The sequence below is a fragment of the Megasphaera stantonii genome (assembly GCF_003367905.1).
Taxonomy (GTDB): Bacteria; Bacillota; Negativicutes; order Veillonellales; family Megasphaeraceae; genus Megasphaera; species Megasphaera stantonii.
The window spans coordinates 88,052-100,596 of the sequence record NZ_CP029462.1 but is presented as its reverse complement, the minus strand read 5'-3'; the positions used below and the strand labels follow the sequence as shown (position 1 = coordinate 100,596).

Here is a 12,545-nt window from a genome sequence, read left to right as displayed (position 1 = left end):
GTCCTCCCTGCCCAATCAGTCCAGATTTAAGTATTTGCGCTGTTCTTCCGTCAGGGTGTCAATGCTGTAGCCCATGGAGCGCAGCTTGATCTTAGCGATTTCCATGTCGATATCGCGGGGCAGGACGTATACGTGATTTCCCAGTTCAGCGTGATGTTCCAGAATATATTTAGCTGCCAATGCCTGTACGGCGAAGGACAAGTCCATGATTTCCGCCGGATGGCCGTCGCCGGCAGCGAGGTTTACCAGGCGGCCTTCAGCCAGCAAATTGATAATGCGTCCGTCGGGCAGCTCGTAGCCTTCGATATTATGACGGGCTTCAAAATGGCGCACAGCCAATGCTTCCAGTTCGGGACGGTTGATTTCTACGTCGAAATGACCGGCGTTGGCCAAGATGACGCCGTCCTTCATATTTTTCATGTGTTCGCCGCGGATGACGTCCTTGTCCCCTGTCAGGGTGACGAAGATATCGCCTACCTTGGCGGCTTCAGCCATCGGCAGCACTTCAAAGCCGTCGAATACGGCTTCGATAGCCTTGATGGGGTCTACTTCCGTAACGATGACGTGAGCGCCCAGGCCCTTAGCCCGCATAGCGCAGCCGCGGCCGCACCAACCGTAGCCGGCGATGACGACTTTCTTGCCGACGACGGTGAGGTTCGTCGTGCGCATGATGCCGTCCCACGTGGACTGGCCTGTGCCGTAGCGGTTATCGAAAAGGTATTTGCAGTACGAATCGTTTGCCGCAATCATGGAGAATTTCAGCTGGCCCGCTTTATCGAGGCCATGAAGGCGGTTAACGCCTGTCGTCGTTTCTTCCGTGCCGCCGAGGAGGTTTTCCAGGGCGTCAGTCCGCGTCGTATGGAGCAGATGAACCTGATCGCCGCCGTCGTCGATGATGATATCCGGATGATGGTCCAGAGATTTGTTGAGGAAATTGAAATATTCTTCCTCTGTCGCGCCATACCAGGCATAGACTGTCAGGCCGTCTTCTACGAGAGCTGCGGCGACGTCGTCCTGCGTCGACAAGGGATTGCTTCCCGTGACGATGACGTTGGCGCCGGCCCGGTGCAGGACTTCGGCCAAGTACGCCGTTTTAGCTTCCAAATGGACGCTGACGCAGACCGTCTTGCCTTTAAAGGTCTGTTCTTTAGCTAATTCGTCGCCGATAGCGTTCAGCGCCGGCATGTAGTGGTCAACCCAGCTGATTTTTTCATGACCGCTCTTAGCTAATTTGATGTCGCGAATAATAGATTCCATACGATAAGACTTCCTTTCTATATATTGAAAAATGCATGAACCTGCGCAGTGTCAGGCTTGCGGATAACCCCTTTTTCCGTAAAAATAGCCGCGATATTCTCGTGAGGCGTTACGTCGAAGGCCGGATTAAAGACGGCGGCTTCCGGCAGCGCCGTCGGTACTCCCTGAATGGAACGCACTTCGTCATGATTTCGCTCCTCAATGGGAATTTGTTCCCCTTTGTCCAGGGACAGGTCGAAGGTCGAAATCGGGGCGGCGACGTAAAAGGGAACGCCGTGTTCCTTCGCCAAAATCGACACGCCGTAGGTGCCGATTTTGTTGGCCGTGTCTCCGTTGGCCGTAATGCGGTCGGCCCCGACGACGACGGCGTCGACGCCCTTCGTCTTCATGACCCAGGCGGCCATGTTGTCCGTAATGAGCGTCACGGGAATGCCGTCGGCCATGAGCTCCGATACGGTGAGGCGCGCTCCCTGCAGGAGAGGCCGCGTTTCATCGGCATAAACCATGCGGATCAGCCCCCGCTTGTGAAGGGAGCGGATGACGCCCAGGGCCGTGCCGACGCCGGCCGTAGCCAGCGCCCCGGCGTTGCAGTGCGTCAATATCGTCAGAGGCTTACCTGCCGCAGCTAACTCTTCGGCGCCGTATTCCGACATGGCCGTGTTGATTGCCACATCTTCGGCCTGCATGGATTTCGCCTTGTCTTCCAGCAGCTGGAGAATAGACGAGACCGGTTGTTCCTCTGCTCCATACGCCGCGGCTTTCATCGTTTCCAGGGCCCAGTGCAGGTTGACAGCCGTAGGCCGGGCTTCGTCGAGGCAGCGGCAGCATTCGGAGAAATCGGCAAGGAACTCCGAAGTCGACTCATAGTCGCGCGTATCGGCCAGCATGCGGGCCGCCAGGACCGAGCCGTAAGCCGCGGCTACGCCGATAGCCGGCGCGCCCCGTACGGCGAGGATGGAAATGGCGTCGTATACGTCCTGCCATTTTGTACAGGTAATATAGGATTCTTCCAGGGGAAGCTTCGTTTGATCCAGCAGGACCAGCTGGCCGTTCTGCCAGCGCAGCGTATCCATATTACACCGTAAAGCCGCCGTATTCCTGCAGGGCGTGGCGGCACAGGCAATCGTCGTCGCCGTACAGTTCGACGGCTTTCATGATCAGGGTACGCAGGCGGAGGGAGTTTTCCGCCATGCAGTCTACGACTTCCGAATGAGTCAGGGCGGACGGAGAAATGCCGGCGGCGAAGTTCGTAACCATGGAAACCGTAGCGTAGCAGATTTCAGCTTCCCGGGCTAGGCAGACTTCCGGCACGTTGGTCATGCCGACGAGGTCGCCGCCCAGCGTTTCGTACATCTTGATTTCCGCCGGCGTCTCAAACCGCGGTCCTTCCGTGCATACGTAGGTGCCGCCGTTGTGCAGGGCGTATCCTCCCAGTTCGTCAGCCGCTGCCATGAGAGTACGGCGCAGGGTCGGGCAGTACGGCTCGGTCATATCGACGTGGACGACGCCGTTTTCCCCGCCGTCAAAGAAAGACGTATGGCGCGACTTCGTAAAATCGAGGAACTGGTCGGGCAGGACAAATTCGTTCGGCTTAAAGTCGCGGTTCAGGGACCCGACGGCCGTCGTCGAAATAACGGCTGTAACGCCTAACCGCTTTAAGCCCAGCATGTTGCCCCGGTAGTTGATCAGATGAGGCGGTATGGAATGGGTTTTACCATGACGGGGAAGGAAAATCAGTTCTTTTCCCTCATACGTGCCGCGGACATAATGGATCGTACCATAAAAGGTGTCCATGTGATGCTCTTTGGCGTTTTTCAGCATCTTGATATCGCAGACGCCCGTACCGCCGATGATGGCAATTAAGCCCATACTATCACTCCTTATGTGCGTTTTCGAATAAAGTAACTAATTCGTCGTGGCTGATGACGTATTTTTCACCGCAGTAATGGCAGGTCATCTCTACCTGCGGGTCCTGCAGCAGTTCCTCCTTATCCTGGGCTCTCAGGGACAGGAGGACGTTTTCAATGCGCTGGCGCGAGCACGTGCACTGCCACCAGGCAGGCTTGCGGAATAATTCTTTAAAATGCATGCCGCTTAAAATAATGTCGATCAGCCCTTCTCCATCGGGATGATTCTTCAAATACGTCGTAATCGGCCCGATCTGCGTAATGTTGGCCTCGACCCGCGCTAAGTCTTCTTCTTTCGCTCCCGGCAGCGCCTGGACGAGAAAGCCGCCTGACGCGGCAATCGTATAGTCCCGGTCGACGAGGACGCCTAAGCTGATCGTCGAGGGAATCTGCTCCGACGTGTATAAGTAATAAGCCAAATCTTCGGCAATTTCGCCGGATACGAGGTCGGCTTGGCTCGTATAGGTCATCTGCTCCGGCGTAAAGCGCGTTACCGTCAGCTGGCCGTGCTGGCCTACAGCGGCTCCTACATCTAATTTTCCGTTTGCTTTGAGGGGCAAATCAACTGTGGGATTGTCGATATAGCCCCGTACTTTATTGGAATCGAAGGCGTCGACGTGAACGGCTCCTAATGGGCCGTCGCCGGCAAATTTAAGGGAAACGCCTTCATGATTTTTATAGTCTCCGGCCAGGAGGAGCGCTCCCGTCATGGCCCGGCCCAAGGCGGCGCAGGCCACAGGCGACAAATGATGCCGCTGCCGCGCCGTTTCGGTTATGCGGCGCGTCTGGGCGATAGAAACGCGAATTAACTCGTCTGATGTATAATGGACGATCTGGTCTTCAATATGCATCCTGTTCTGATATCCTTTCTACATAAAATCTGAATCTAATTATACTACACCTGCGAGTATTTTTCACTACTAATTTGGCAGGTCGGAAAAACTGTACTGCCCGCTGCCGGACTCTTTCGCCGTGCCGGCAGGATTTCTCCCTTCCGCATGGAATTATGTATATAAGAAACGGAAAAAGGGGGCATTACTATGGCAGACGAAAAGAAGGAATATACGGCGGCAGACGGCCGGGATCTCCTGATCATTCCGCCGTCGGCGCCGCTGGATACGGCGGAAGACGAAGATCCGGAAACGCCCTACCTGGCTTCGGATATGTACCGGCGCATCGTCGCGCTCATCAACAATTTTGAATCGGACATGCCCGACGACATGCAGGCCGGCGGCCGCCTCGTATCGGCCGGCAACATTACCTTCAGCATTCAGGACGTAGGCTTTTGGGACCCGAACATGATCGTCTTCTATGGCGAACTATCTGACGGCTCTCACGTCGAATTGGTTCAGCACTTATCTCAGCTGAACCTGCTTCTCGTCGCCGTCAATCGGACCGACGATACGGACAAGCCGCGGCGGATCATCGGCTTTACGACGAAAGACGAGCCCGATACGGAGCCTGCGGCAGAATAACTGCATACAGCGTATAAAAGAGGCTGGTGCGCGAAGAAATTCTTCGGCATCAGCCTCTTGCGTTTTCTTACAGTTCTTTTATGAGGTTGACCATTTCGATAGCCGCTGTCGCTACGTCGAAGCCCTTGTTGCCCGCTTTCGTGCCGGCCCGTTCGATAGCCTGTTCGATATTTTCCGTCGTAATGACGCCGAACATGATAGGCACGCCCGTCTTCAGGGACGCCTGAGCAATGCCCTTGGCTGCTTCATTGCAGACCAGGTCGTAGTGGCTCGTCGCGCCGCGGATAACTGCGCCGAGGCAGATGACGGCGTCGTATTTGCCCGATTCGGCCATTTTCTGGGCGATGAGGGGAATTTCAAAGGAGCCGGGAACCCAGGCCGTCGTGATGTCGTCGTCGCTTACGCCGTGACGATGGAGGGCGTCGTATGCGCCGCCGAGGAGCTTGCTGCAGATAAATTCGTTGAAACGCGCTACGACGATACCAAACTTAGAACCAGAACCAATTAATTGACCTTCTTTAATGTGTGCCATAGTAGAACACTCTCCTATTCTGAAATAGTATTTTAAAATCCATTTTCCAACAGCGTTTCCATTGTGATGCCGGAACGTTTGCCCGTATGGGCTGTTGTAAAACTATGGACATATTTCCCAATTACGTCGGTTTCCAAATTGACGACGGCGCCGGGATGCTTGTCGATGAGCGTCGTATTGGCCATCGTATGGGGAATGATGGAAACGGAAAATTGGCTGTTGCCTACGGAAACGACGGTCAGGCTGATGCCGTCGATGGCTATAGAGCCTTTTTCGACGATGAACGGCTCCATGTCCTTGGGAATGGAAATCGTAATGACCCGGGCGATGCCGTCGGCGGCGATGCGGGCGATATGGCCGACGCCGTCGATATGGCCGCTGACGATGTGGCCGCCCAGCCTGCCGCCGACCTGCATAGCCCGTTCCAAATTGACCTTCGAGCCGCTCTTGATGTCGCTCAGGGACGAACGGCGCATCGTTTCGTGCATGACGTCGGCCGTGAAGGACGAATCCGTCATGGAGGTCACCGTCAGGCAGACGCCGTTGACGGCGATGCTGTCGCCGAGCTGCGTCCCTTCCAGTACCTTACGGGCCTGAATCGTCAGCTTTATCGAGTCGGGACGGCGGTCCATCTGGCCGACGGTGCCCAATTCCTCAATGATGCCAGTGAACATAAGCTCCCTCCCTGTTCGTATTATACGCTGTAATCAAAATATTGCCGTCGTGCAGCTCGACCGAATCGTAAGACAGGGGCAGGCACTCGTCGAGGGAATCGACGCCATGGCCGCCGACAGACGACAGGGCCTGTTCGCCGCCGATGACTTTGTCGCCGATAAAGGCGTATATCTTATCGACGAGCTTGTGGTCGAAGAAGGTCCCCTGAATTTTGCTGCCCCCTTCGACGAGGATGCTCTGCAGGCCCTGCTTGTACAGTAAGTCCAGAGCGGCCGGCAAATCGATGTGACGATCCTTGTTCAGCGGAGCCAGCAGGACGGTGACGCCCATGTTTTTCAATTCTCTCATCTTTTCTACCGGGCAGAGGGACGTCGTCACGACGATGGTCGGCGACGTCTTATCCGTCAGGACGAGGGAATTGAGAGGAATGTGGCCCTGCGAATCCATGATGATGCGTACCGGCTGGTGAGGCTCGTCATGGGCTTCGCGGCGGATGCGGCAGGTCAGCAGCGGATTGTCGAGCTTGACCGTGTTGATGCCGACGAGGATGCCGTCGTAGATAGAGCGCAGGTAGTGGCCGTAATTGCGGGCCCATTGATTTGTAATCCACTGGGATTTTCCCGTCCGCGAGGCGATGCAGCCGTCGAGGCTCTGCGCTATTTTGACGGCGATAAACGGCTTCTGCACCATCATATTTTTAATGAATACTTCGTTCAGCTGAGCGGCTTCCTTGGAAAGCAGCCCGATTTCGACAGGTATGCCGGCCTGCCGGAGAATGGCCGCTCCCTTTCCCGCTACGAGAGGGTTGGGATCCAGCATGGCGATGACGACCTTGCCGACTCCCTTTTCCACGAGCGTGCGGGCGCAGGGCGGCGTCCGCCCGTAATGCGCGCAGGGTTCCAGCGTAACGTATACCGTCGCGCCCTTCGCCTTGTCGCCGGCTTCGCGCAGGGCCCATACTTCCGCATGGGGCGTGCCGGCCTGGCGATGATAGCCCGTGCCGACGATTTCGCCGTCTTTTACGATGACGCAGCCGACGGCCGGATTCGGCGTTGTATACCCTAAAGCCAGCTTTGCCAGCTCCAGGGCTTTTCTCATATAATCTACCGGTTCCAAATCTGTCATTCCTTTCCTGATAGATTTTATTATAAAAAATAAAAAGGCTACGGGTATGGAAACCCAATAGCCTTTTGCGCACAACAAAAATAAACGAAATGTCGTCTTTTCCCATCCAGACTATACTGTCGGTACCGAAATCGCATCGGTTCAGCCCCGCTTACGCCAGGCTAGCGGACTATACCGCCGGTCAGGAATTGAAAGCTGCCCTTTCTCACCTTGCCCCAAAGACTATTATTCATATCCACCTATGATTTTAGCACATAAGGGATAGAAATACAAGTACAGACTTCTTACCGCAGCGCGGCGATGGCTGCAGCCCGGTCTGCCGCTCCAAATACGGCGCTGCCGGCGACGAGGAAGGTAGCGCCGGCTTCCTTGACGGACTGTACTGTATCGGCGTTGACGCCGCCGTCTACTTCTACGACGGCTTCCGTGTTGCCGACGGAATCGAGCAGCGCCCTGGCTTCGCGGATTTTATCCAGCGAATAGGGAATGAATTTCTGACCGCCGAAGCCGGGATTGACGCTCATGATGAGGATCATATCGAGCTGCGCCGCCACGCAGGATAAAGACGATACAGGCGTAGCCGGATTCAAGGCGACGCCGCACTTCATGCCGGCGCTGCGGATATGCTGCAGCGTGCTGTCCAGGTGAGGACACGCTTCCTGATGGACTGTAACGTACTGCACGCCGGCTTTTGCCAGGCCGTCTACGTATACGTCGGGATGTTCGACCATCAAATGGGCGTCGAAGGGAATGGAAACGTGCTTCCGCAAGGCGGCGATGATCGGCACGCCGAACGTCAGGTTCGGCACGAAATGGCCGTCCATCATGTCGAGATGGATGCAGTCTGCTCCCTTTGATTCTACGTCTTTAATTTCTTCAGCCAGCCGGGAAAAATCGGCGGACAAAATAGAAGGACAAATGTGTATCATACCTATCGGTTCCTTTCGAGAATAGAATTGACGATTTTGCAGTACGTTTCATACCGTTCTTTCTGTATCTTGCCTTCGGCAACGGCATCCTTTACGGGGCAGTCCGGCTCCGACAAGTGGAGGCACGACGAAAAGCGGCAGTGTCCGCCGTAAGGCGTCATGTCGGGAAATAAGGCGAAGACCTCCCCTTTGTCGAGGTGCTCGAATTCCAGCGAGCTGAATCCCGGCGTATCGATGACATACGTATCGCCTTCCAGCTGCATGATTTCCGAATGCCTCGTCGTATGGCGGCCCCGCTTGATTTTTTCGCTGACCGAGCCGACAGACAGGTCCCGCCCTAAAATCTGAGACAGCAGGCTCGACTTCCCGACGCCGGACGGCCCGGCAAATACGGTCATCTTATGAGGAAGCAAAGCCTTGATGGCGTCCAGCCCTTCGCCGGTAACGGCAGACACAAGATAGACATCATAGCCGCAGGTTTCATAAAAGGCTTTATAAGCTTCCGCTGTTTCACGGTCTAAATCGCACTTGTTAAAGCACAGCTTCGGATGAACGCCGCCGTATTCGCAGGTCATGAGCAGCTTGTCGACGAGAAACTGATTGGGGTCCGGCGATTGCGCCGCCATGATGACAAACATCTGATCGATGTTGGCTACGGCCGGGCGGCGGAGGCTGTTCCGCCGCGGCAGCTGCTTTTCGACAACGCCCTTTCCGCCGCCTAATTCCGTAATTTCCAGCTCATCTCCGACGAGTATTTTCGCCTTGACCTTTCCCCGGCGACGGCATTCGACGAGCTGTCCGGCGCCGATATCTACGTAGTAATATCCGTTGTAATTTTTTATAACGCGGCCTGTAGTCATGATCCTCCTTCAATTAAATGTACTGATCCTGTACTAACGAATTGTTGATATATACCTTGACGCGGGTCTTGCCTACGCCGCTGATATTTTTAGTAATGCTGTCGCCGCCGGACTGGTTCTTGTCATAGACGACACGGGTGCCGTTGTCGTCCGTCACGACGATCTGCACGTGCTGACTCGACGCGCCGGAAGGAACGCTGATATTCACCGTGCCGTAATGAGGCGTGCCGGCCGGTTCCTGATTATTGGCGCTGCCGTCGGGAACAGCCGCCGCTGCGCCGTATTCGACAGTCAAATCGACGACGTTGCCGCTGCGCGGACTTTGTTTGACAACCTTAGCCAGGGCGTTGTCCTTGGACGCATCCAGATTGGTCACGTTGCCGACGATATATCCGGCGTTTTCCAAGGTCTTCATGGCCGTATCCAAGGTCATGCCGCTGACGGTCGGCGCATCCTGTCCGTTTTTAGCGTCATTCTTCTTTTCGGCCTTGCGGCAGATAATGACGTCGACCGACGAGCCCTTCGCTACTTTGCGCGGCGAGGCCGGGCTCTGGCTGATGATCTTGCCGTTTTCATATTTTTCGCTTTCGGCGTAATGGACGGAGCCGATGGTCAGGCCGATTTCAGACAGCTTTTTCTTCGCTTCATCCAGCGTCAGGTCCCGCAGGTCGGGCATGAGGACTTCCGAGCCTTGATTGCCCTTGCTGACGGTCAGGTAAATAGTCCGGTTTTCCTTGACGACGGCCCCTCCCGACGGCGTCTGGGTAATGACCTCGCCGACAGGCACTTCATCGCTTTCTATTTCGTTGACCGAAACGTTGAGGTGTTCCTTGGACAGTATTTCCTTGGCGATTTCCACCTGCTTGCCTGTTACGTCGGGAACGGTAATATCCTGAGTGCTCCAGAAATTGCCGAAGGAAAAGAAAGCCCACATAAACGCGACGACAAAGACGCCGAGCATGCCGATGATAATGGATTTTTTCGAATGGCTGCTGATGGAATCGAGCATGCGGGAAAAGATATTTTTCTTCTGCTCCTCTTCCGGCGATTTCAGCGGCGGAATCTTCTGGGTCGCAAAATTATTTTTGATAATCGGCATAGCCCCTTTATTGGTATTGACAAATCCCTGGGACAGGCGAAGCTCCGACATCATTTCGGCAATCGACTGGAACCGGTCGTCGGGATTCTTGGCCATGGCCTTTAAAATACACTGTTCCACCAGTCGGGGAATGCGGCGGTTATACTTCGTCGGCAAGGGAATATCATCCTGCACGTGCTGCAGGGCGACGCTGATTGCCGTCTCGCCTTCGAAGGGCACGACGCCGGTCATCATCTCGTACATGACGACGCCCAAGGAATAGATATCCGTCCGTTCGTCTACGGGGCCGCCGCTGGCCTGTTCCGGCGAAAAATAATGGACGGAGCCCAGCACGGCGTGGTCATCCTTGTTGGTCGCGCTGGAATTTATAGCTCTGGCGATGCCAAAGTCGGCGACTTTGATGCGTCCCGTTTCAGTCACCAGGATGTTATGGGGCTTGATGTCGCAGTGGACGATGCCGTTTTTATGGGCATTTTCCAAAGCCTCGCCGATATCGAAGGTAATCTGTATGGACGTATTGATCGGCAGATGGCCGTGCTTTTCAATATATTCCTTCAGCGTTTCGCCGCGGACGTATTCCATGACGATGTAATGCACATTTTCGTCATAACCAACATCATATATATTTACGATATTGGGATGGGACAGCTTGGCCGCCGCCTGCGCTTCCTGACGGAACCGGACGACGAAATCGTGGTCGTCTCCGTATTTTGCGAGAAGGATCTTGACGGCGACAATACGATCCAGCAAAATATCCTGGGCCTTGTAGACGACGGCCATGCCGCCGGTGCCTACTTCCTCCAATATCTTGTATCTGTTGTCTAATATATGACCAATCATTTTTAGATTCTCCACCACTTTCATAGTAGTCAATCCCGATTATATGGTTGTTAAAATTGCAGTAACATTGTCTTTTGCGCCGTTATCGTATACCTGGGCAAAAAGATCGTTGATAATATCGCGTTCACTGCGGCTGTAATCGCCGACGGCGTCGCGCAGGACCTGCTCATCCAAAAACGACGTCAGGCCGTCAGAGCAAATGAGTATCCGGTCTCCCCTCTCTACGGCGAAGGCCCCGCTGTCTACGAGCAGCGTCTTATCGACGCCGACGGCGCGGGTCAGGACGTGGCGCTGCGGATGGTTCTGCAGCTCTTCTGACGTGATTTTATGACGTTCCAGCAGCTCCTGGACGATCGTATGATCTACGGAGATTTGCTGCAGCCGGCCGCCGCGGCACAAGTAAATGCGGCTGTCGCCGACGTGGCCCCAAAAGGCGTGCTGCTTAGCCAGGGTTACGAGGGATATGGTCGTTCCCATGCCTTCCAGCGACGGGTCGATCATCGTCTTGCTGATAATGCAGGAATTTGCGTATTGAATGGCTTTTTCCAGTTGTACCGGCGCGGCAAAGGTAAAGTTCTTAAAATAATAGGCGATGGCTTCTACGGCCGTCTTGCTGGCTATTTCGCCGCCGACGTACCCGCCCATGCCGTCGGCGACGGCCAAGACGTTTCGTTCGCGGCTTATATAAAAAGAATCTTCATTTACCTTGCGCACCAGACCGATTCGTGATTCGCCGTATGTGCCCAAAGTCTCACGTCCTCTCGCGGTGCGTTGTTATTACATACACATAATTCATATCATATTCCCTAGGACATGTCAAATGTTTTCACGCTTGATACGCAGCTGCCCGCAGGCGGCCTGGATCTGGCTTCCCATTTCGCGGCGCAGCGTGACGTTTATGCCGCGTTTCTGCAAATACGCAATAAAGGAATTGATTTCTCCTGCTGACGGACGATACAGGCCGACGTCGTAATTATCGTTTATGGGAATGGCGTTAATCAGGATATTTTTGCCGCCGAACAGCTCTGCGAGCTCGCGGGCGCAGGCCGTGCTGCAGTTTACGCCCTGTATCAGGATGTATTCAAAAGTCACCTTGCGGCCTGTTTTCTGAAAATAATGGTCTGCCGCCTTCAGCACGTCGGCGACGGGATAGGTGTCCGTAATCGGCATGATGCGGCGGCGCAGCTCGTCGTTCGGCGCGTGGAGCGACACGGCCAGCGTAATAGGGATGCCTTCGTCGGCCAGGTCGTACATGCGCGGCACGATGCCCGACGTCGACAGGGCCATGTTGCGGTATCCCAGATACAGCGTGTCCTTTTCATGGATCATCTTCATAAAACGGACGACGTTGTCATAGTTCAGCAGGGGCTCGCCCGTCCCCATGATGACGATAGAGTGAAGCTCCGGCGTTACGTATTTGCGGAATGCCATGAGCTGAGCTACCATTTCGCCGGCTGTCAAATTGCGGACGAAGCCGTTTTTAGCCGAAGCGCAGAAGGCGCAGTTTACGGCGCAGCCCACTTGCGACGACAAGCAGATAGAATTGCCGTAGTCGTGCATCATGAGGACTGTTTCGACGGTGTTGCCGTCGTGCAGGCTCAAAAGCAGCTTGACCGTCTGACCGTCCGGCGACTCCAGCTTAGACAGGATTTCGGGGAAACAGATGGGCAGATCGGCCTTTAGCTTCTCCCTGTCGCCCTTGGGCAGCAGGACCATGTCGTCCCAGGAAAAAATATGCTGCTTATAGATGTAATGGAAGATTTGGTCTGCCCGGAATTTTTTCATGCCCCGGGTTACAAGGAACTCCTGCAGCTCTGTTTTGGTCATATCGAATATATCGGCCATG

13 protein-coding genes and 1 riboswitch are annotated in these 12,545 nt (G+C 54.9%); of the genes, 1 reads left to right on the top strand and 12 read right to left on the bottom strand.

Going from position 1 to position 12,545, the window contains the following annotated elements; all coding sequences use genetic code 11:
* Positions 1–15 precede the first annotated feature (15 nt).
* Genes DKB62_RS00465 through hslO form a run of 4 tightly spaced genes read right to left on the bottom strand, consistent with a single transcriptional unit; the run spans position 16 to position 4,015 of the window.
* Positions 16–1,257 (bottom strand): adenosylhomocysteinase, encoded by a 1,242-nt coding sequence (locus DKB62_RS00465; protein WP_107195497.1) that lies wholly within the window; start codon positions 1,255–1,257, stop codon positions 16–18.
* A gap of 17 nt (positions 1,258–1,274) precedes the next feature.
* On the bottom strand, positions 1,275–2,330 hold the full coding sequence (gene mtnA / locus DKB62_RS00460) for an S-methyl-5-thioribose-1-phosphate isomerase (protein WP_107195498.1): 1,056 nt from the start codon (positions 2,328–2,330) through the stop codon (positions 1,275–1,277).
* Between the two features lies 1 nt (position 2,331).
* Positions 2,332–3,126, bottom strand: a complete 795-nt coding sequence (gene mtnP / locus DKB62_RS00455; RefSeq protein WP_087477415.1) for an S-methyl-5'-thioadenosine phosphorylase — start codon at positions 3,124–3,126, stop codon at positions 2,332–2,334.
* Between the two features lie 4 nt (positions 3,127–3,130).
* Positions 3,131–4,015 (bottom strand): Hsp33 family molecular chaperone HslO, encoded by an 885-nt coding sequence (gene hslO, locus DKB62_RS00450; protein ID WP_095628863.1) that lies wholly within the window; start codon positions 4,013–4,015, stop codon positions 3,131–3,133.
* A gap of 189 nt (positions 4,016–4,204) precedes the next feature.
* On the opposite strand from hslO, the gene DKB62_RS00445 reads away from it, so the two are divergent.
* Complete coding sequence (locus DKB62_RS00445) at positions 4,205–4,639, top strand: DUF6173 family protein (protein ID WP_107195499.1); 435 nt, start codon at positions 4,205–4,207, stop codon at positions 4,637–4,639.
* A 67-nt stretch (positions 4,640–4,706) separates the two neighbouring features.
* On the opposite strand, the gene ribH is transcribed toward DKB62_RS00445, so the two are convergent.
* The 8 genes from ribH to rlmN all read right to left on the bottom strand — a co-directional run bounded on the left by ribH (position 4,707) and on the right by rlmN (position 12,544).
* Complete coding sequence (gene ribH, locus DKB62_RS00440) at positions 4,707–5,171, bottom strand: 6,7-dimethyl-8-ribityllumazine synthase (RefSeq protein ID WP_087477412.1); 465 nt, start codon at positions 5,169–5,171, stop codon at positions 4,707–4,709.
* 32 nt (positions 5,172–5,203) lie between these two features.
* Positions 5,204–5,845 (bottom strand): riboflavin synthase, encoded by a 642-nt coding sequence (locus tag DKB62_RS00435; RefSeq protein ID WP_087477411.1) that lies wholly within the window; start codon positions 5,843–5,845, stop codon positions 5,204–5,206.
* Entirely contained in the window at positions 5,826–6,962 is a 1,137-nt protein-coding gene (gene ribD, locus DKB62_RS00430; RefSeq protein ID WP_107195561.1) for a bifunctional diaminohydroxyphosphoribosylaminopyrimidine deaminase/5-amino-6-(5-phosphoribosylamino)uracil reductase RibD, read from the bottom strand. Before ribD ends, DKB62_RS00435 begins: the two co-directional genes overlap by 20 nt.
* Before the next feature lie 99 nt (positions 6,963–7,061).
* A riboswitch (FMN riboswitch) is annotated at positions 7,062–7,198 on the bottom strand.
* Positions 7,199–7,255: 57 nt separating this feature from the next.
* Complete coding sequence (gene rpe / locus DKB62_RS00425; protein ID WP_107195500.1) at positions 7,256–7,900, bottom strand: ribulose-phosphate 3-epimerase; 645 nt, start codon at positions 7,898–7,900, stop codon at positions 7,256–7,258.
* Positions 7,901–7,902: 2 nt separating this feature from the next.
* Positions 7,903–8,760, bottom strand: coding sequence for a ribosome small subunit-dependent GTPase A (gene rsgA / locus DKB62_RS00420; protein ID WP_107195501.1), 858 nt, complete (start codon positions 8,758–8,760; stop codon positions 7,903–7,905).
* A gap of 13 nt (positions 8,761–8,773) precedes the next feature.
* Complete coding sequence (gene pknB, locus DKB62_RS00415) at positions 8,774–10,699, bottom strand: Stk1 family PASTA domain-containing Ser/Thr kinase (protein ID WP_095628860.1); 1,926 nt, start codon at positions 10,697–10,699, stop codon at positions 8,774–8,776.
* 39 nt (positions 10,700–10,738) lie between these two features.
* The gene (locus DKB62_RS00410) at positions 10,739–11,446 is read right to left on the bottom strand and encodes a Stp1/IreP family PP2C-type Ser/Thr phosphatase (RefSeq protein WP_107195502.1); all 708 of its coding nucleotides are present in this window, start codon (positions 11,444–11,446) and stop codon (positions 10,739–10,741) included.
* Between the two features lie 69 nt (positions 11,447–11,515).
* Positions 11,516–12,544, bottom strand: coding sequence for a dual-specificity RNA methyltransferase RlmN (gene rlmN, locus DKB62_RS00405; protein WP_107195503.1), 1,029 nt, complete (start codon positions 12,542–12,544; stop codon positions 11,516–11,518).
* Position 12,545 lies beyond the last annotated feature (1 nt).